General features: G+C 63.6%; 19 protein-coding genes. 10 read left to right on the top strand and 9 right to left on the bottom strand.

Annotated elements, in window-relative coordinates; genetic code table 11:
- Positions 1–41 precede the first annotated feature (41 nt).
- Positions 42–1,469, top strand: a complete 1,428-nt coding sequence (locus EJ067_RS06055; RefSeq protein WP_126085132.1) for a PLP-dependent aminotransferase family protein — start codon at positions 42–44, stop codon at positions 1,467–1,469.
- A 12-nt stretch (positions 1,470–1,481) separates the two neighbouring features.
- Here the strand turns inward: EJ067_RS06055 and EJ067_RS06050 are convergent, their stop codons facing one another.
- On the bottom strand, positions 1,482–2,303 hold the full coding sequence (locus EJ067_RS06050) for a L,D-transpeptidase (protein ID WP_126085131.1): 822 nt from the start codon (positions 2,301–2,303) through the stop codon (positions 1,482–1,484).
- A 275-nt stretch (positions 2,304–2,578) separates the two neighbouring features.
- A complete protein-coding gene (locus EJ067_RS06045; protein WP_126089510.1) occupies positions 2,579–3,241 on the bottom strand; it encodes a haloacid dehalogenase type II in 663 nt (220 codons plus the stop codon).
- A 152-nt stretch (positions 3,242–3,393) separates the two neighbouring features.
- Between EJ067_RS06045 and EJ067_RS06040 the strand changes: the two genes are divergently transcribed.
- The 4 genes from EJ067_RS06040 to EJ067_RS06025 all read left to right on the top strand — a co-directional run bounded on the left by EJ067_RS06040 (position 3,394) and on the right by EJ067_RS06025 (position 6,531).
- Positions 3,394–4,272, top strand: coding sequence for a branched-chain amino acid aminotransferase (locus tag EJ067_RS06040; protein ID WP_126085130.1), 879 nt, complete (start codon positions 3,394–3,396; stop codon positions 4,270–4,272).
- A gap of 107 nt (positions 4,273–4,379) precedes the next feature.
- Positions 4,380–4,982 (top strand): superoxide dismutase, encoded by a 603-nt coding sequence (locus tag EJ067_RS06035; RefSeq protein WP_126085129.1) that lies wholly within the window; start codon positions 4,380–4,382, stop codon positions 4,980–4,982.
- A gap of 157 nt (positions 4,983–5,139) precedes the next feature.
- Positions 5,140–5,577: a cytochrome c gene (locus tag EJ067_RS06030; RefSeq protein ID WP_126085128.1), complete on the top strand. Its 438-nt coding sequence runs from the start codon at positions 5,140–5,142 to the stop codon at positions 5,575–5,577.
- 9 nt (positions 5,578–5,586) lie between these two features.
- Positions 5,587–6,531 (top strand): cytochrome c, encoded by a 945-nt coding sequence (locus EJ067_RS06025; protein WP_126085127.1) that lies wholly within the window; start codon positions 5,587–5,589, stop codon positions 6,529–6,531.
- Between the two features lie 7 nt (positions 6,532–6,538).
- Here EJ067_RS06025 and EJ067_RS06020 read toward each other — a convergent pair whose 3' ends face one another.
- Positions 6,539–6,928, bottom strand: coding sequence for an SET domain-containing protein-lysine N-methyltransferase (locus tag EJ067_RS06020; protein WP_126085126.1), 390 nt, complete (start codon positions 6,926–6,928; stop codon positions 6,539–6,541).
- A 107-nt stretch (positions 6,929–7,035) separates the two neighbouring features.
- The gene (locus EJ067_RS06015; protein WP_126085125.1) at positions 7,036–9,135 is read right to left on the bottom strand and encodes a S9 family peptidase; all 2,100 of its coding nucleotides are present in this window, start codon (positions 9,133–9,135) and stop codon (positions 7,036–7,038) included.
- Positions 9,136–9,245: 110 nt separating this feature from the next.
- Here EJ067_RS06015 and EJ067_RS06010 point away from each other — a divergent pair, with 110 nt between their 5' ends.
- Together EJ067_RS06010 and EJ067_RS06005 are read left to right on the top strand one after the other, a co-directional pair.
- On the top strand, positions 9,246–9,614 hold the full coding sequence (locus tag EJ067_RS06010; RefSeq protein WP_126085124.1) for an SH3 domain-containing protein: 369 nt from the start codon (positions 9,246–9,248) through the stop codon (positions 9,612–9,614).
- Positions 9,615–10,026: 412 nt separating this feature from the next.
- The gene (locus EJ067_RS06005) at positions 10,027–10,455 is read left to right on the top strand and encodes a MucR family transcriptional regulator (protein WP_126085123.1); all 429 of its coding nucleotides are present in this window, start codon (positions 10,027–10,029) and stop codon (positions 10,453–10,455) included.
- 139 nt (positions 10,456–10,594) lie between these two features.
- Here the strand turns inward: EJ067_RS06005 and EJ067_RS06000 are convergent, their stop codons facing one another.
- Together EJ067_RS06000 and EJ067_RS05995 are read right to left on the bottom strand one after the other, a co-directional pair.
- Positions 10,595–11,023, bottom strand: coding sequence for a SufE family protein (locus EJ067_RS06000; protein WP_126089509.1), 429 nt, complete (start codon positions 11,021–11,023; stop codon positions 10,595–10,597).
- 162 nt (positions 11,024–11,185) lie between these two features.
- The gene (locus tag EJ067_RS05995; RefSeq protein WP_126085122.1) at positions 11,186–11,569 is read right to left on the bottom strand and encodes a DUF5330 domain-containing protein; all 384 of its coding nucleotides are present in this window, start codon (positions 11,567–11,569) and stop codon (positions 11,186–11,188) included.
- A 532-nt stretch (positions 11,570–12,101) separates the two neighbouring features.
- Here EJ067_RS05995 and EJ067_RS05990 point away from each other — a divergent pair.
- From EJ067_RS05990 to EJ067_RS05980, 3 genes are all read left to right on the top strand, one after another.
- A complete protein-coding gene (locus EJ067_RS05990) occupies positions 12,102–13,844 on the top strand; it encodes a PAS domain-containing sensor histidine kinase (RefSeq protein WP_126085121.1) in 1,743 nt (580 codons plus the stop codon).
- Positions 13,819–14,601, top strand: a complete 783-nt coding sequence (locus tag EJ067_RS05985; RefSeq protein WP_126085120.1) for a peptidoglycan-binding protein — start codon at positions 13,819–13,821, stop codon at positions 14,599–14,601. Before EJ067_RS05990 ends, EJ067_RS05985 begins: the two co-directional genes overlap by 26 nt.
- Before the next feature lie 70 nt (positions 14,602–14,671).
- The gene (locus EJ067_RS05980) at positions 14,672–15,019 is read left to right on the top strand and encodes a DUF1491 family protein (RefSeq protein ID WP_126085119.1); all 348 of its coding nucleotides are present in this window, start codon (positions 14,672–14,674) and stop codon (positions 15,017–15,019) included.
- 134 nt (positions 15,020–15,153) lie between these two features.
- Here the strand turns inward: EJ067_RS05980 and EJ067_RS05975 are convergent, their stop codons facing one another.
- The 3 genes from EJ067_RS05975 to EJ067_RS05965 all read right to left on the bottom strand — a co-directional run bounded on the left by EJ067_RS05975 (position 15,154) and on the right by EJ067_RS05965 (position 17,443).
- Positions 15,154–15,573 carry a carboxymuconolactone decarboxylase family protein gene (locus tag EJ067_RS05975; RefSeq protein ID WP_126085118.1) on the bottom strand — a complete coding sequence of 140 codons (420 nt, stop codon included), beginning with the start codon at positions 15,571–15,573 and terminating at the stop codon, positions 15,154–15,156.
- On the bottom strand, positions 15,509–15,937 hold the full coding sequence (locus tag EJ067_RS05970) for a MerR family transcriptional regulator (protein ID WP_126085117.1): 429 nt from the start codon (positions 15,935–15,937) through the stop codon (positions 15,509–15,511). The genes EJ067_RS05975 and EJ067_RS05970 overlap by 65 nt, the downstream gene beginning before the upstream one ends.
- Positions 15,938–16,435: 498 nt before the next feature.
- On the bottom strand, positions 16,436–17,443 hold the full coding sequence (locus EJ067_RS05965) for a DUF2336 domain-containing protein (protein WP_126085116.1): 1,008 nt from the start codon (positions 17,441–17,443) through the stop codon (positions 16,436–16,438).
- Between the last annotated feature and the right edge of the window lie 259 nt (positions 17,444–17,702).

Raw genomic sequence — 17,702 nt, 5'->3', positions numbered from 1 at the left:
AATTCTGGTTTACATAAAACGTCCAGTTTTGAGGAGTTTCAGTGGTCCAGTTGGAGCAGGACGGCATCGCGCGCCGGATCATTGCGGCGATCAAGCAGCGGATTCACAGCGGTGCCAACCGGCCGGGCGACAGCCTTCCGTCGACGCGGGCCCTCGCGGCTGAATGGGGCGCTTCGCGGACCACGGTGACGGCGGCCTACAACCAGCTCGCAGCCGAAGGCTATCTGATCATCCGGCAGGGCGCGCGCGCCATCGTCGCTGCCGGACTGGAGATGACGTCAGAGGGAGCGTCCCACACGGCTGCCCAGCCTCGCAATCTCTCGGCATTCGCCCGTCGGCTGCTTGCCTTGCCTTCGCCGGCCGGAGCGCAGCCGGCCAGGGTTGCGGATTTCCGCTATGGCGACCTGTCGGGGGCGGACTTCCCGGTGCTGGCTTGGCGGCGGGCGTCGAACAAGGCCATTCTCCGGCGCGGCGCTCGTCTGCGCTATGGCGACGCCCAGGGATCCCTTGCGCTCCGCAACGCGCTTCAAAGCTATCTCTGGCGCGCTCGCGGCATCAACTGCGCACCGGACCAGATCGTCATCGTCAACGGATCGCAGCAGGGGCTCGATCTCTGCGCGCGGCTGCTGCTCGACCCCGGCGATCCGTTCGTGATGGAGAACCCGGGCTATCCGCTGGCCCGCCATGCCTTCGCGGCGGCGGGCGGCGTGGCTGTGCCTGTTGCGGTCGACGCGGAGGGGCTGAGGACGGACTCGCTGCCGCCGGCCCGCCTGGCATGCGTGACGCCGTCGCACCAGTTCCCGCTCGGCGGCGTGCTTTCGGCGGCACGGCGTCGTTCCCTGCTGGCCTGGGCCACGGCGACGGGCGCCTACATCGTCGAAGACGATTATGATGGCGAGTACCGCCACGACATCGCCCCCATCCCGCCGCTGCAAACCCTCGACGCGGAGTCGGTCATCTATGTCGGCACCTTCTCCAAGACGCTCTCGCCCACCCTAAGGCTCGGCTATCTCGTCGCCCCGGCCGGCCTGTGCCGCGCGTTCAGCGAGGCGAAGCGCCTGACCGACCGGCACGCTCCGATGCTGGAACAGGACGTGTTGGCCGAACTGCTGACGAGCGGCGCTTATGAGCGTCATGTCCGCAGCATTCGCAGAAAGAACACCGAGCGCAGGGAAGTGCTGCTGCAGGCGTTGGCGGATCATCTGGGGCCAAGGGTCGCTGTCGCGGGGGCCGAAACCGGACTGCATGTTGTTGCCTGGATGAACGGCATCGCTGCCGGGCGCGAGCCGGCAATCATTGCGGCGGCACACGCCGCCGGAATCGGTCTCTATCCGGTGTCACCGCTCTATGACCCAAGCGAGCCGCGACCTGAAACGGCCGGCTTCATCCTCGGCTATGCCGGGCTCGACGCGGAGGCGCTGCGACGCGGCGTTGCGGTGCTGGCGACCATACTCGCCGAGCACCGCTGAAGCGTTCAAAACTCAGAAGATCTCGTTGGTGATCCGGCGTACCGGACCGAGCAGGATCGAGCCGGTCGGCACACCGTTGTCGATCGGGATGGCCCGGCGCTCGGGCATATCCGCCATCGGCTCGCCGATATCAGCGGTCACGACGACCGGCGTCTTGTTAGGCACGCGATCATAAAGGTCGATGATGTCCTGGTTGATCAGGCGCACGCAGCCCGAGGAGACCGACTTTCCGATCGACCACCATTCCGGCGAGCCGTGCAGGCGATAGAGCGTGTCCTGGTTGCCCTGGAACAGATAGAGCGCGCGGGCGCCGAGCGGGTTCTTCAGTCCGCCCGGCATGCCGCCGTTCTTGGCGCTGAATTGCGTCAGTTCCGGCTGGCGGGCGACCATCTCGTCCGGCGGCGTCCACTTCGGCCACTTCTGCTTCCACTGCACCACGGCGTCGCCCGACCATTCGAAGCCGGCGCGGCCGAGGCCGACGCCGTAGCGGATCGCCTGGCCGCCTTCGCGCACCAGATAGAGGAAGTGGTTGGTGGTATCGACCACGATGGTGCCCGGCCGCTGTCCAGTCGGATCGGGAACGATCTGGCGCAGGAATCTGTGATCGATCTTGTTCACCGGGATGGCTGGCAGGTCGAAGCCGTTATCCGAAATCGGACCGTACATCGTCTCGTAATCGCCGAGCGGCGGCTCGACATAGGTCGGCGGTGGCGGCTGGACCGGCTCGGGGCCTGGACCGGTGGTGGAGCAGGCTGAAACCGCGGCCGAAGCAGCGCCAAGGGCTGTGAGATTGAGGAAGCCACGACGGCTGATGCGGAAGGAAGCGTCTGACATGGTTGCCTTTTCTAGGTCTTAATTCGCAAGAAAGCATGAATCCGCAGGCTTGGCCGCCGGCAGCCCCAATAACAGTCGGCGGTGATAGGCGGTTCCAATTCTGGCCTCAGGGTGGACAAACAAAGGCGAAGCTGTGACCACGGCACATCCGTTGCGCTGCAGCAACAGCAGCGTCGGAGCGGTACAGCGTCTCACGGAAACGCCGAACCGTCCTGTCTCTTTATTTTGACGCAATTCTGGACGGAAAATCGTTTCACACTTTTCCCGGAATTGCTTTACGCGCCCGCCAGAAGACCTTCGAGCGAGGGCAGGATCAGCCCCGGCGGAAAGTCCCGGTATTCGTCGGGCTGGTTGGTTCGATTGATCCAGACGGTGCGGAAGCCGAATTTGGCGGCGCCCGCCACGTCCCAGCGGTTGGAGGACTGGAACGACACCGCCTCCGGATAGAGCCGCCAGCCGGTGACCACCATGTCGTAGACCGAGGGATCGGTCTTGAAGCGCTTGATCTCGTCGACCGAGAAGAGGTCGTCCAGAATCTGGTCGAGGGCGGCGGATTTCACCGCAGCCCGCAACATTTCCGGCGACCCGTTGGACAGGATCGCAAGCTTCGCGCCGGATGCTTTCAGCGCTTTCAACACCGCCGGCACTTCCGGATAGCAGTCGAGCTGCCAATAGGCCTCGAGCAGCCTTGCTCTCAGCGCCGGATCGGCCGAGGGCACCTTCTTCAGCGCGAAATCCAGCGCCTGCTCCGTGAGCTGCCAGAAATCGGCATAGGCGCCCATCAGCGTCCGCACCCAGGAATATTCGAGCTGCTTGGCGCGCCAGATTTCTGAGAGAAGCTGGCCGTCAGGCCCGATCTCGCCGGCATGCCTGCGCACGGCGGCGTGCACGTCGAACAAAGTGCCGTAGGCGTCGAAGACATAGGCCGCATGATGCATGGCGTAAGTTTTGCGGCGCGAAGGCTTGCCGTGCAAGCGTTGATTGCGGTCAAGTGCCTCTGGCCTCAACGATTTCTCCCGAAGTCGGTTGACGCCGGCCGCCAAAGTATCGTCCTATGGCGGCCTGAAATCATCCAAATGGACGGCAAGCGATGACTCTGGCGGCGGCGGCGCAATCCGCGACATGGACCTATGTGGACGGCGACTGGTACGAGGGCAACGTCGCCATTCTCGGGCCGCGCAGCCATGCCATGTGGCTGGGCACCAGCGTCTTCGACGGCGCCCGCTGGTTCGAAAACGTGGCGCCCGATCTCGATCGCCATGCCGCGCGCGTCAACGCCTCGGCGATCGCGCTCGGCCTGAAGCCTTCCATGACGACGGAGCAGATCGTCGGGCTGACCTGGGATGGCCTGAAGAAATTCGACGGCAACACCGCCGTCTATATCAGGCCGATGTATTGGGCCGAGCATGGCGGCTATATGGGCGTGCCGGCCGACCCGGCCTCGACCCGCTTCTGTCTTTGCCTGTACGAATCGCCGATGATTCCGCCTTCCGGCTTTTCCATCGGCGTCTCGCCGTTCCGGCGGCCGACCATCGAGACGATGCCGACCAACGCCAAGGCCGGCTGCCTCTATCCCAACAACGGCCGCGCCATCCTCGAGGCCAAGATGCGCGGTTTCGACAACGCGCTGGTGCTGGACATGCTGGGCAACGTCGCCGAGACCGGCACGTCCAACATCTTCCTGGTGAAGGACGGCCATGTGATGACGCCGGCCGCGAACGGCACCTTCCTTTCCGGCATCACCCGCTCGCGCACGATCAGCCTGCTCGGCGACTACGGCTTCAGGACCACCGAGAAGGCGCTGTCGATCCGGGAATTCCTCGAAGCTGACGAGATCTTCTCGACCGGCAACCATTCCAAGGTGGTGCCGGTCACGCGCATCGAGGACCGCGACCTTCAGCCCGGGCCGGTGGCCAAGAAGGCGCGCGAGCTCTATTGGGATTGGGCGCATTCGACTTCCGCTGCCTGAGCGGATAAAAAGGCCGCCGGCGCTTCATTCCGGAGTTGCCCCCATCCATTCCAGACCTATCTTAGTCCGGTAGTTGCACCGGACTTTTTCCTGAGGGAGTACCACCCATGGCTTTCGAGTTGCCCGCTTTGCCCTACGACTATGAGGCCCTGCAGCCTTACATGTCGAAGGAGACGCTGGAGTATCACCACGACAAGCACCACAAGGCCTATGTCGATAACGGCAACAAGCTGGCCGCCGAGGCTGGAATGGGCGACCTGTCGGTCGAAGAGGTCGTGAAGCAGTCCTTCGGCAAGAATGCCGGGCTCTTCAACAATGCCGCCCAGCACTACAACCACATTCATTTCTGGAAATGGATGAAGAAGGGTGGCGGCGGCAACAAGCTGCCGGGCGCGCTGCAGAAGGCCGTCGATGCCGATCTTGGCGGCTACGACAAGTTCAAGGCGGACTTCATCGCCGCCGGCACCACCCAGTTCGGCTCCGGCTGGGCATGGCTCTCGGTCAAGGACGGCAAGCTCGCGATCTCGAAGACCCCCAACGGCGAGAACCCGCTGGTCCACGGCGCCTCGCCGATCCTCGGCGTCGACGTGTGGGAGCATTCCTATTACATCGACTACCGCAATGCGCGGCCGAAATATCTCGAAGCCTTCGTCGATAGCCTGATCAACTGGGATTATGTCCTTGAGCTTTATGAAAAGGCGAAAGGTTGACCATTCGACGAAAAGCCCCGGCACTCCGGGGCTTTTTTTTCAGCGGCACAACACTTCATCCCGACAGGGGAAAATCACTTGGGGTCGAAGGGAATATTTCCACTGCGACGCCCGTTAACGTCTGGTCGCGAACTCTCTTCACCATGGAGCCAATCGAATGAGAAAGCTTGTCATCGCCATCTCCTTGCTCGCCTTTGCCGGCTCGGTCGCGTATGCCGACCCGATCAAGGATCGCCAGGCCCTGATGAAGGAGCGCGGCAAGCTCGCCGGCCAGCTGTCGAAAGTGGTCAAGGGCGAGGAGGATTTCGATGCCGCCGCGGTGCTGACGACGTTGAAGGCCTTGCAGGCTAATGCCGAAAAATTCGATGCCGAGACGTTGTTCCCGGCTGGCAGCGACAAGGGCGACACGACGGCTGCGCCGAAGATCTGGGAAGACAAGGCCGGCTTCAATACGGCGGAAGACAAGCTGCTGACCGACGTCAAGGCCGCGGTTGCTTCGCCGCCGGCCGATGCCGATGCGCTGAAGGCGCAGCTCAACACCATCGGCGGCGACTGCGGCACCTGCCATCAGACCTACAGGATCAAGAAGGGCTGACAGTCGGCCATGGGTTGGCTGAGGAAACTCATCGGCGTCGTCGTCGTTTTGGGCGGCGCCGGCGCCGTCGCCGGCTGGGCGCTGTCCGCGCCGGTCAGGCTCGATGCCGCGGCCGTCGCGCAACTCAGCCGCGGTGACGCCGCCAAGGGCAAGCGCATCTTCAATGCCGGCGGCTGCACCTCCTGCCACGCCAAACCCGGATCAAAAGGCGATGCCCGCCTGGAGCTTGCCGGCGGGCTGCAACTGAAGACGCCGTTCGGCACCTTCGTGCCGCCCAACATCTCGCAGGATATCAAGGACGGCATCGGCGCCTGGAGCGAGGAAGACTTCGCCAATGCGATGCTGAAGGGCGTTTCGCCCTCCGGCGAGCATTTCTATCCGGCCTTTCCCTACGCCTCCTACGCGCGCATGAAGCCGGCCGATGTCGCCGACCTCTATGCCTTCATGAAGACGCTGCCGGCAGTTGCCGGCGAGGCGCCCGGCCACAAGCTCTCCTTCCCCTTCAACATCCGCCGCGGCATTGGCCTCTGGAAACTTCTCTATCTCAGCCCCGAACCGGTGATTGCCTTGCCTGACGGCGCGCCGGCCAATGTGCTGGCTGGCCGCTATCTGGTCGAGGGGCCCGGCCATTGCGGCGAATGCCACACGCCGCGCGATTTTGCCGGCGGCGTCAAGAAGGCCGCATGGCTGGCGGGCGCCGTGGCCGCCGAAGGCTCCGGCGTCGTGCCCAACATCACCCCGCAGGGCGGCCCCAAGGATTGGTCGGAAGCCGACATCGCCAACTATCTCGAAACCGGCTTCACACCGGATTTCGATTCGGTCGGCGGCGCCATGGTCGACGTGCAGCGCAACATGGCCCAGCTGACAGCCGATGACCGCGCCGCGATCGCCGCCTACCTCAAGGCCATCCCGCCGCATCCCAACGGTTATCCGGCGCGCAAGCCATCCAAATAGTCCCGGGCTACGGGTGGCGGTCGCCCAGAAAATCGAAGCCGTTTTCGAAAAAGTGGTTGTAGTCGCAGGTCAGTTCCTCGCCCGGCGCGATGTCGCGCAGCGCGTAGGTTTCCTCGGGCGAGGAGACGTCGCAGTTCGGCTCGTCGGCGTGATTCATATAGCGGGCGTCGTCCGCCTCGAAGACGATGAAGTTGGGATCGCGCCGGTCTGGATAGGAATAGCGGTCGAGATAGGATTTCACCGCGCCGGATTCGCCCTCATAGGTGTCGACGTGAATGCGCCGGTCGAACCTCGGATCGAGCTTCCAGATCAGCGTGCCCCGCGCAATGCGGTGTTTGGCGAAGACGCCGATGCCCTGGATAGACGATTTGTCGAGATAGACGTCGACGAGCAGCATGACGAACCCTACGGATGACAGGTGACGCGGCCTGAGAGACCGCACCAAAGAACCGAACCCAACCGAGCATTGCCTAACGCCTGGCCTTCACGATTGCGAGGGAAAAATCAGGCCTTGCCGGTCACTTTCAAGGCATAGGCGTAGATGTACGCGATCTCCTCCAGCCGCGAGAACCGGCCCGAGGCGCCGGCATGGCCGGACTCCATGTTGATCTTGAACAGCACCGGATTGTCGCCAGCCTTGCGGTCGCGCAGCCGCGCCACCCATTTGGCCGGCTCCCAATAGGTGACGCGCGGGTCGGTCAGTCCGGCCAGCGCCAGGATCGGCGGATAGTCGAGCGCCGCGACATTGTCGTAGGGCGAATAGGCCGCGATCGTGCCGTAGTCCTCGGCCGACGCGATCGGATTGCCCCATTCCGGCCATTCCGGCGGGGTCAGCGGCAGGGTTTCATCGAGCATGGTGGTAAGCACGTCGACGAACGGCACCTCGGCGACGATGCCGCCGAAGCTCTCTGGCGCCATGTTGGCGACCGCCCCCATCAGCATGCCGCCGGCCGAGCCGCCTTGAGCGACGATGCGGTCGTGTTGCGTGTAACGCTCCGCCACCAGATGGCGGGCGCAGGCGATGAAATCGGTGAAGGTGTTCATCTTCTTCGCCCGCTTGCCGTCCTCGTACCAGCCGTAGCCCTTGTCCTTGCCGCCGCGCACATGGGCGATGGCGTAGACGAAGCCGCGGTCGACCAGCGACAGGCAGTTGGTGTTGAAGGCGGCGGGAACCGTGATGCCATAGGAGCCGTAGCCGTAGAGCTGGCAGGGCGCGGAGCCGTCGAGAGGGGTGTCGCGATGGTGGATCAGCGAGATCGGCACCAGTTCGCCATCGACGGCCGGCGCCATCAGCCGGCGCGTCACATAGTGCTCCGGATCATGGCCGGAAGGCACTTCCTGCGTCTTCAGCAGGACGCGCTCACGGCTGCGCATGTCGTAGTCGAACACCTGCGCCGGCGTCGTCATCGACGAATAGGTGAAGCGCATCACCTCGGTGTCGTATTCATAGGATCCGGAAAGGCCGAGCGAGAAGGCCTCCTCGTCGAAGGAAATGAGATGCTCCTCGCCGGTTGCCCGATCGCGCACGACGATGCGCGGCAGGCCCTCCTTGCGCTCCAGCCTGACCATGTGATGCTTGAAGCCAAGCACCGACAGGATAAGCCGGCCAGGTTCGTGCGGCACCAGTTCCGTCCAATTGGCACGCACCGGGTCCTCGACCGGCGCGGTCATTATCTTGAAGTCCTTGGCGCCGTCGGCATTGGTGAGGATGAAGAAGACGTCGCCGCCTTCTTCCAGATCGTATTGCAGGCCGGTCACGCGCGCCGCCACCAGCTTCGGCTCGCCGAAAGGTTCGTCCGCGCGCAGCAGGCGGTATTCGGAGGTTTCATGGTCGTTGATGCCGATCATGATCCAGTCGTTGGAGCGCGTGCCGCTGACGTCCATGAAGAAACCCGGATCTGTTTCTTCGTATATCAGCCGGTCGTTCTGCGGACTGTCGCCAAGTGCGTGGAAGAACACTTTTGATGGGCGGTGATTGTCGTCGAGGCGGGTGTAGAAGAAGCCGTCGTCTCCGGCTTTCCAGACGCCGCCGCCACCCGTGTCCGGGATCTGGCCGGTCAGGTCCCTGCCGCTGGCGATGTCGCGCACGCGCAGCGCGAAGAATTCCGAGCCCTTGTCGTCGAAGGCCCAGAGCAGCTTGCCATGGTCGGCCGAATGGTCGACGCCGCCGAGACGGAAATAGGGCTTGCCCTCGGCTTCCGCGTCGCCGTCGAGCAGGATCTGCTCGGTGCTGCCATCGCGCGGCGTGCGGAAGTAGCGCGGCTGCTCGCCGCCGAGCTTGAAGGACGAGCCATAGGCATAGGGACCGTCCTTCATCGGTACGGTGGAGTCGTCTTCCTTGATGCGCCCCTTCATCTCTGCAAACAGCTCGGCGCGCAGATCGGCCGTATCGGCCATCAGCGTTGCCTGGTAGGCATTCTCGGCCTCGAGATGGGCGCGGATCGCGCCGTCGAGGAGCGATGGATCCCTGAACATCGCCTGCCAGTTGTCGGCGCGCATCCAGGCATAGTCGTCGGTGCGGGTGAAGCCGTGATGCACGTCGAAGATGGGGTGTTTCTCGGGCCGCGGCGGGTTGGCGGTCGGGAAGGCGGAGCTTCTGGTCATTACGTCTCGCTGTGGAATTTACTTGAATGGCGAATGAACACACTGCTCAGCAGCGGTTCAAGGGGCAGGGTTCAAGGTGGTCTGCAGAAAGTAGGTCGAAGGGGGAAAAGATGAAATCCTATGTTCGCGCCGCGGTGGCTGTTGCTGTCGCCTCGTCAGTCCTGGCCTTTTCCGGTCAGTCTCATGCAACCGTGTTCGCGGCCTGGCAAGTGGCCGGCGTGCCGTTCGGCGACACGCTCAGCGCGCGCAAGTATCCGTCAAACACATCGCAAAAGCAGGCGGCCTATCCGAATGGCGCCGTCCTGCAGATGACCGGTCGCTGCACGGGAGGCATAGACCTGCTCGATATCGCCGGCCATCCGCACTGGAAGCAGCGGCAGGCGGTCCGCTATCGCTGGTGCGAGCTCTGGCACGATCCGGCGCGGAACGGCCATTTCGTCACCGGCTGGGTCTACGGCAAGTACATCACACCCTATTGAGAGGTTCGTCGAGGCTGCTTGGTTGTTGACCGGGCGACGAATGTCCGCGGCCTGTGGTCCGCAGGGTTCTTCGTCCTCACTTCCCAGGCTACCCAAGCATTAGTCAAGCATTGAGAACCTTGTTCAGCGCCACCTGAGGTGTAAAAGCATTCTTGACGCCACGTCAGGCTGCGCTGGTCCGACCAGAAAAATCTCGCTAAGTTACACGGCGAACGAAATTTTGAAGCTGAATCAGCAATATTTGATGAATATCGCCGAATATAACTCAATAGGTGAATTGACTTACTTACAGCACAGCGTCATTAAGACAAGGCGACGCGAATCGCAGGGCTTGCCTGCATGAAATTCGCGCGATGCCCGATCCAGAAAAGGGCGTAGTCTAGAAACAAACTCTCGTTGGGGCCTGAGCACAATGGATATCGTGGAAACACCTTCAAGGAATGGCGACGCGCTAATCGAACTGACCGCCGATGTCGTAGCGGCCTATGTCAGCAACAACCCGGTACCGGTCGGTGAACTGCCGAACCTGATCGCCGACGTCCATGCCGCGCTCGGCCGCGTCGGCGGCGCGACGGAGCAGCCGTCGGCCGAGAAGCAGAAGCCGGCTGTCAACCCGAAGCGCTCCGTGCATGACGACTACATTGTCTGTCTCGAAGACGGCAAGAAGTTCAAATCGCTGAAGCGCCATCTGATGACGCACTACAACCTCACCCCGGAAGAATATCGCGAGAAGTGGGGCTTGGACGCCAACTATCCGATGGTCGCTCCAAACTACGCTGCGGCCCGTTCGCAGCTGGCCAAGAAAATGGGCCTCGGCCGTAAGCCCAAGGGTCGCCGGTAGCGGCTTGCACCTTCGGCAAAGCGACGGCGCCCCGCAGGGCGCCGTTTTGCTTTTGAGGCAATTCCAGGAAAAGCGTGCGGTGGTTTCCGCGAACGCGTGAACCCGCGGCGACGCGGTACGTCGCCGGGTCTGGGTTGAGTCAGGCGGTCTGTTTCAAGGCCGCTTCAGCGTCGCGCTTGATGCGCTTGACCATCGAGCGAAGGCCGTTGGCGCGCTGCGGCGACAGATGTTCGTCGAGCCCGAGCTCTTTCAGCGTGACCTCCGCGTCGGTGCTCTGGATCTGGCTGGCCGGCCGGCCGGAGAACAGCGCCAGCATGATGGCGACCAGGCCGCGCACGATGTGGGCGTCCGAATCCCCTTGGAAGCTGATCACCGGATCGACGCCTTCTCCCTGCTCGGTGGTCAGCCACACCTGGCTGACGCAGCCCGGCACCTTGTTGGTCGGTGTGCGCTCGGCCTCGGGAAACGGCGGCAGCGCCTCGCCGAGCTCGATCACATAACGGTAGCGGTCCTCCCACTCGTCGAGCAGGGAGAAGTCGTCGCGGATCGTTTCGATCGAGGTCGTCATTGCCCGCATATAGTGACCCGGCGCCCCCGCGTCACGGAAAAAGGCGTCACGGAAAAAGAAAGACGCCGCGGGCGTCGAGAGGTCGGACGGGCCCGCGGCGTTAGAGCAATTCCAGGAATTGCGCTAAAACTAAAGCAGCCGAGCGAACGGCTGGAAGGAATCTCAGTTCTTCGCCGTCAGCATCTTCGGAATGTTGACCTTGGCGGGCAGGACGATGTCCTTGGCGACGCTGCCGGTGGTCTCGGCGGAGGTTTCCGCCACCTTCGCTCCCGGCCTTTCGGACTGCTGGTCGTCAAGCATGGCTGCGGCGATCTTGGCGGTTTCCTGGGCGCGGACGGTGATGGTGTGCACGGCAGATTTGCCGGTCTCGCAGACGTCCGGCTTGCGCTCGCAGATGCCGGCAATGTCGCCGACCGCCTCGCGCGCCGCAAACAGCGCCTGGATCGGCCCGACCGCCTCGCGGCCATCCTCGTCCGGGCCGACGCTGAGCGGCAGCGCCAGGAGCACCAGCGAAAACCAGAAAGCCATCCTGATCAGAAAGCCCATCTCAATGCCTCTCGTCCGTGACCGGATCATGCATCCATCGGCATGACCTCTTTTATGGGCGGGATAGTGGCACAGCCGCGCAAAGGACGGCTTGCGCCGAAGCCGCGAATTTTCTGCAAATTTTAGATAAATTCGAAAGGATTGGTTTTCGAGATTGATTTCATTCAAATCTCATCGATTGCATTAACTTTATGATAACCATCTATATCTCTGTTTTAAAAGGAAAATTTCGAAAGGGAGAAGCGTCGGCGCGGGATTTCCGGCAAGCCTGGCGCGGCTGTTGCAGCTAACGCTCCATTTACCATGGCGGCAGATCGACGGGCTTTCCCACGCCGGCGTCCCAATATTTACCGCGGGCGGAGCGCTCGTCTCGCCTGCCTTATCCATTCTTTAAACGCTGGGTGCGAATTTCAAGCCAATTAAGAGTCACCTGCAAAGCAGGGCAGCTTCACGACCGGGTACGAGTGCGTTGAGTTCGATTACGGCCAGATACGTTCATCTGCCTGGCGCGGTTGCCGCCGGCTGCGAACGCATGGTTCATCCGACCGTCACGGGCGAGGCCGAGCGCCTGCGCCAGCGCCGCTTCATCGGTGTCATGCTCGCCGCTCCCTTTCTCGCCGCGGGCGCGGCGGTGACGCTGGTCACCTCCAGCCTCGGTGCGGCCGTCACCGTGGCCGCGATCTTCGGCGCTTTCGGCCTGTGCTGGTTCGCGGCGCTTCTCGTTGCCGCCACGGGCCGCATGGCGTTCGCCGGCCGTGCGGCAGTCGCGATGGGTGGCCTCGCCCTTGCCGGCGCGATTGCCGCGGCAGGTGGCCTTGCCTCGCCGGTCGCGCTGCTTGCCGTCGCTTTCCCGCTCGAGGCCTGGTGGATCGCCGGATCGCGCCGCGCTGCCCTTTCGGGTGCGCTGGCTGCCGTCGCCGCCATTCTCCTGCAGCCTGTCGCGGATCAGGTCCTGCCGCTCGGCGCGGGCGGGACCGCCACTTGGCACTGGCTGCTGCCGCTTGCCTGGGCGCTTACGCTCTTGCCGCGCGCGGCGGCCTTCGCCAACCCGGGTAACGCGCGCCAGGCGCAACCTGCAGCCGACCGTCTCGAGGAGATCATCGACGCCGTCGTGCTGCGCGTCGGCCGCCAGGGCGAAGTGCTCGACGCTTCGGCCAAGGCGCGCTCCGTTCTGAAGCTGGCGCCGGAGCTCTTGCTCGGCACGGGCCTGTTCGAGCGCGTCCATCTTTCCGACCGCGTCGCCTATCTCACCGCGCTCGCCGACATGCGCGAGGGCGCGCCGAAGCGCCGGCTCGACCTGCGCATCCGGCTGCCGCGCGACGGTGGCGGCGCGGCCGACAATTTCCGCCCGTTCCGCCTGGAATTGATGCGCGGCGCGCTTGAGCAGGACATCTTCACCTTCGTGCTTCGTGAGAACGACGACGTCGCAATGCTGCGCGAAGAACTTGCCTCGGCCAGGGAGGCTGCGGCTGCCGCCGAAGTGGCCAAGGGCCGTTTCCTGGCGGTGGTCAGCCACGAGCTGCGCACACCGCTCAACGCCATCATCGGCTTTTCCGACATGCTGCTGCACGAAATGTTCGGCGCCTTCCGCGATCCGCGCCAGAAGGAATATGTCGGGCTGGTCAGGGAGTCCGGCCAGCATCTTCTGTCCGTCGTCACCTCGATCCTCGACGTCTCGCGCATCGAGGCCGGCGCCTATACGACGGAGCTCGAACCGTTCCGCTTCGCCGATGCCGTCGATATGTGCCGCTCGATGATGCGGCCGCTGGCCGACGCCAAGAGCATCGCTCTCGGTGGGCAGATCGCGCCGGACGCCGGCGAGATCAACGCCGACCGCCGGGCGGTGCAGCAGATCCTGATCAATCTGGTTTCCAACGCCGTGAAATTCACGCCCGACGGCGGCAGCGTGGTTATCGGCGCCAAGCGCGTCGGCTCGCGGCTGCATTTCTGGGTGAGCGACACCGGCATCGGCATCGCCGAGGAGGATATGGCCAATCTCGGCAAGCCGTTCATGCAGATCCAGAACGACTATACGCGCCGTTTCGAGGGAACCGGGCTCGGCCTTTCGCTGGTCAAGGGCCTGGTGGCGCTGCACGAGGGCACGATGTCGATCGAGAGCGCTCCGGGCGAGGGCACGACGGTGACGATCAGCCTGCCGGTGAACGGACCGAAGCGGCGCTCGGGCGCGCCGTCCGGCGTGCTGCCGATGCCGGTTGCAAAGCCGAAGGGGGATGCAGATGGGGACAGCAATGGCTCGCTCCGCAAGACGGCCTAAGGTGGTCGAACCCGAGCGCGGCGTCCTTGCCGAGGGCGCCGTGGCGGTCGGCCAGATGATGTCGCGCAATCCGGTTATGGTCGGCGGCTCGACCGCCTTCCTTGTGACGCTCTTCTACGTTTCGGCCAACGCGCTCTGGTACCAGCCTTTCCCGCATACGGGAGCCTTCTTCGCCACCAGGAGCATCGAGAATTTCCCGCATGCCGTCTCCAATGAGCCGGAGACCACCATCAACATCGTGCGGCAGGCGCCGGCGCAGCCGGCTCCCAAGCCCGACCCGGTCGTCCAGCAGGTGCAGGGCATATTGAAGGATCTCAACTTCTACGACGGCACCGTTGACGGCCTCACAGGTCCGGCCACGCGGAGAGCCATCCAGGCCTATCAGGTCAAGGTCGGGCTGCCGTCATCCGGCGAGATCGACGACGCGCTGCTCGACCAGCTCGGCGCCCGGCAGACGACCGCGGCCATTCCGCATCCGGCGCCGAGACCGGCAACTGCGGCTCAGGCGGCCGCGCCGGTGCCGATCCCGGTCTCCGCCCCAGCCAATGGCGCGACGCAAACGCCGGACGCCCGCATCGTCAAGATCCAGGCCGGCCTCAAGGCCTTCGGCAACGACGACATGCAGCTCGACGGTGTCGTCGGCGCCCGCACCAAGGCCGCGATCAAAGAGTTCCAGGCGTTGTTCGGCCTGCCCGAGACCGGCGATCCGGACGAAGCGGTCTACGTCAAGATGCGCGAGATCGGCCTGACGAACTGAGGCCCTCTGCGGCCATTCCGGTTCCGCTGCCGATGCTGTAAGGACCGCGCATGTCGCTCGGAACCCTCTCATGCGCGTAACCACCGACCTTTGGGTATCGGCCCTTGTGCGCCGCGTCTTCGGCGCCGGCGGTTTCGCGGCCGTGGTCAAGCGCGGCGCCACCGAGGCGGGCGCCGTCTTCGTGCTGTCGCGCGGGCGGATGGGAGAGGTGGTCCTCTATGGGCCGGCGCCGCAGACGAGCTACGATTCGGCCAAACCCGAGGAGCGCTTCTTCATCCAGTTCGATACAAGCGAGGATGGCTCGGCCTTCGATGCGCGGCTGGAGCGGGAGAAGAAATTCGACCCCGACATCTGGGTTGTCGAGATCGAGGCTGGAACTGTTCCGGTCGAAGAGCTTCTTTCGGTGAAGACCGACTAGGCCGTAGACTCATGTGCGCGCAGCCACAGCCGCACTGAGGGCAGGCTGGACTATTGCGAGAACATTGGCCGCCAGGTGAACCCGTCCCAAAGCCTTCCAGGCGTGGTCGGATTCGCGAATGCAGTGAAGGTTCATCATGCCGCTTCCCCCTTTTGGACGGGAAACCGGGTGGCGAAGACTTCTTTGGCCGCAAACAGCCCGTTGAGCGCCGCGGGAAAGCCGGCATAAACCGCCATCTGTATGATGGTTTCGGTGATTTCGACCTTGGTCAGCCCGACATTCAGTCCCGCCTCGATATGGACTTTCAGTTGCGGGGTCGCGGTTCCCATCGCTGTCAGTGCCGCGATTGTCGCGATCTCACGGGCGCGCAGATCCAGGCCGGGGCGGCTGTAAATGTCGCCAAACGAGAACTCGAACACGTAGTTTGCGAAGTCGGGGGCAATGTCAGCCAGGGCGGCTATGACATTGTGGCCGGCCTGGCCGTCGATTTCAGCGAGCGCCCGCTTGCCGCGTTCCAGCCGGCTTTCGCCGACGTTCGGGGATTGGTGCGTCATAGTCCTTCATCCTCTGTTCCTTGCCGGCATATCCGGCAATCTTGGTGTCGAGGACGAGAAGGCAGGCTTGCAGCTTGGCCACATGCGCACGGACACGCTCACGGTGCTGTTCGAGCAACGCGCTGCGCTCCGCTTCCGTGTCGACGCCGCGCTCCCGCAAGGCCGCGTAACGCAGCATTTCCCGAATGGGCATCCCGGTCGTTTTGAGACGATCGAGAAATTCTATCCAGGTCAGGATTGATGCGTCGTAGTCGCGCTGGCCCGATTGGTCCCTGTCGGCATGGGGAAACAGCCCGATCCGCTCATAGTAACGGATAGTGTAGGCAGACAGTCCCGAACGCTTCGCCAGCTCGCCAATCTTCATCAACGCCCATCTTTCGTCACGACGCGCAGAAAGCTACGAGTTAGAGTGCGCTCTAAGTCAAGAGGCGCTTGTCACTTTGTCGTGTCGCGGAAATGCCGAGTTTCGCGACGACATCGGCTCGTTGATTTTCAAGCGAAAAATCTGTCGCGGAATGTCGGGTACAAAAGTCCACCCTACGCGACGACTTTTGCGACACCGGGGCGCCGCTTTACCCTCTGCCAGCCCTAAAGCGGCCTGGCCGCTTTTCACCCAAAGTTGCTCATGCCGCATTTATGGGTTCATGGCCGAGAGCGTTTTCAGCGATTCATAGAATCGCCGAACCGCTCTAAGTATTTGTTTTTACGCAATTCCGTATGGAAAACCGTTACACACTTTTCCTGGAATTACTCTTGGGCATGTCACCCGGATGTGTGCTGCGGCTCTGGGACAACGATATCAAAACAAAGACTTGAAAAGCGCGTCGCCTGGATCCTTTCAGCGCGAAGCGCTTTAAGCCGGTCAGGACGCCTTGCGGCCGGCAGCCTTGTCATCGGCCTTCGATGCCCGGCGCCCGGCGCTTGCCGTCTCGGCGGCGTTGCCGCGGATCGCCCGCGACAGAGCCTCGGCCTTCCAGGCCCGCACCCTGTCGAGCGCCGCCTCGCGATGCAGCAGCCGGTAGCGGTCGAGGAACAGCCGGATCGCTTGCGGATGCGGGAATTCGGCCGGACAGACCGCGACCGCGATCAGGAAGGCCCTGTCCTCGCTGAGGTCGAGCGCCTTGAGCGCCGCGAGCAGTGCGGCGTAGCCCGACTGGCCGGTGACCGAGCGGGCCGTGGCAAAATCGATGTCGAGCGCATCGGCAAGCGCCGTCTGGAAGAAGGCGGCGTTGCCGGTCAGCGCCGTCTCGCGCAGCCTTACATAGGTCGGCTGGCCGAGGAACAGGTTGACGGTGGCACCTTCGCCGGCGGGGCGCATCATCGAGCGCAGGCGGCGTCGCGCATCCTCTTCGGCCACGCCGGGATCCGGGCGACGGTCTTCGGTCGTGGAAGCGGGCTCCGGTTTCACCGGCGCGAGCTTGGTGACCGTCTCCGGTGGTCGCGTCTTGACCAGCGTCGGCTTCTCCAGCGCGCGGATCAGGTCTGCGATGGTCGCATTGAGCTGCTTGCGCCGCGCGATCGCGCGCGCATGCGGCAGGCCGTGGCGCCCGATCAGCGCGATGAGGTCGATGTCGCTCAGCGCGTTCGAGCGGGTGAGCAGCGGCGCGGCGATCTCGACCGGCTCCTCGGCCAGCCGCCGCACCAGCGCGGTCGGCGCATACTCGCATTCGGAAAGCGCGGCGGCGACATAGCGGCGCGATTCGACCGACACCTCGTCGAACAGCGGCAGCGTCAGATCCTCGAGCTGGGCGATCTCGCGGCGCGAGGGGCGCGTCAGCGAGCAGAATGCGGACACGGCGGCGCGGAAAAGCCTTTCGGCTTTTCCCGCTTCGGTCCGGATAGCGATGTGCCTGAAATCCGAAGAAGACACGGAGGATACGCCCGATACTCGACACAGAACTGGCCCCGCGCAATCCGGTCGGGCCGGTTCCGCGTCTCCAGGGAACAAAGATCAAATTAGCCGCGATCCGTTAGCGCTCCGTTAACCCTCTGCCCGCCTTAATCAACTTTGGAGGCGTTGCGTTGTGCTCCGGTCAAACCGAGAGGAATGCGCGAACCATGGGCATGGTCCTGTCTTTTGTGCCGAGAACGGCACCGGTCAATCGAGTAAATCACGCTGCCGATACGGC

Origin of the sequence: Mesorhizobium sp. M1D.F.Ca.ET.043.01.1.1 (genome assembly GCF_003952385.1) — a bacterium.
GTDB lineage: Bacteria > Pseudomonadota > Alphaproteobacteria > Rhizobiales > Rhizobiaceae > Mesorhizobium.
Note: the sequence above shows the minus strand (reverse complement) of the source record. Positions and strands in the feature narration are given on the sequence as shown.

Coding starts and splice junctions, on each gene's coding strand:
- EJ067_RS06050 (WP_126085131.1), bottom strand. CDS start 2,303: ATGTCAGACGCTTCCTTCCGCATCAGCCGTCGTGGCTTCCTCAATCTC.
- EJ067_RS06045 (WP_126089510.1), bottom strand. CDS start 3,241: ATGCATCATGCGGCCTATGTCTTCGACGCCTACGGCACTTTGTTCGAC.
- EJ067_RS06040 (WP_126085130.1), top strand. CDS start 3,394: ATGACTCTGGCGGCGGCGGCGCAATCCGCGACATGGACCTATGTGGAC.
- EJ067_RS06035 (WP_126085129.1), top strand. CDS start 4,380: ATGGCTTTCGAGTTGCCCGCTTTGCCCTACGACTATGAGGCCCTGCAG.
- EJ067_RS06030 (WP_126085128.1), top strand. CDS start 5,140: ATGAGAAAGCTTGTCATCGCCATCTCCTTGCTCGCCTTTGCCGGCTCG.
- EJ067_RS06025 (WP_126085127.1), top strand. CDS start 5,587: ATGGGTTGGCTGAGGAAACTCATCGGCGTCGTCGTCGTTTTGGGCGGC.
- EJ067_RS06020 (WP_126085126.1), bottom strand. CDS start 6,928: ATGCTGCTCGTCGACGTCTATCTCGACAAATCGTCTATCCAGGGCATC.
- EJ067_RS06015 (WP_126085125.1), bottom strand. CDS start 9,135: ATGACCAGAAGCTCCGCCTTCCCGACCGCCAACCCGCCGCGGCCCGAG.
- EJ067_RS06010 (WP_126085124.1), top strand. CDS start 9,246: ATGAAATCCTATGTTCGCGCCGCGGTGGCTGTTGCTGTCGCCTCGTCA.
- EJ067_RS06005 (WP_126085123.1), top strand. CDS start 10,027: ATGGATATCGTGGAAACACCTTCAAGGAATGGCGACGCGCTAATCGAA.
- EJ067_RS06000 (WP_126089509.1), bottom strand. CDS start 11,023: ATGACGACCTCGATCGAAACGATCCGCGACGACTTCTCCCTGCTCGAC.
- EJ067_RS05995 (WP_126085122.1), bottom strand. CDS start 11,569: ATGGGCTTTCTGATCAGGATGGCTTTCTGGTTTTCGCTGGTGCTCCTG.
- EJ067_RS05990 (WP_126085121.1), top strand. CDS start 12,102: ATGGTTCATCCGACCGTCACGGGCGAGGCCGAGCGCCTGCGCCAGCGC.
- EJ067_RS05985 (WP_126085120.1), top strand. CDS start 13,819: ATGGCTCGCTCCGCAAGACGGCCTAAGGTGGTCGAACCCGAGCGCGGC.
- EJ067_RS05980 (WP_126085119.1), top strand. CDS start 14,672: ATGCGCGTAACCACCGACCTTTGGGTATCGGCCCTTGTGCGCCGCGTC.
- EJ067_RS05975 (WP_126085118.1), bottom strand. CDS start 15,573: ATGACGCACCAATCCCCGAACGTCGGCGAAAGCCGGCTGGAACGCGGC.
- EJ067_RS05970 (WP_126085117.1), bottom strand. CDS start 15,937: ATGAAGATTGGCGAGCTGGCGAAGCGTTCGGGACTGTCTGCCTACACT.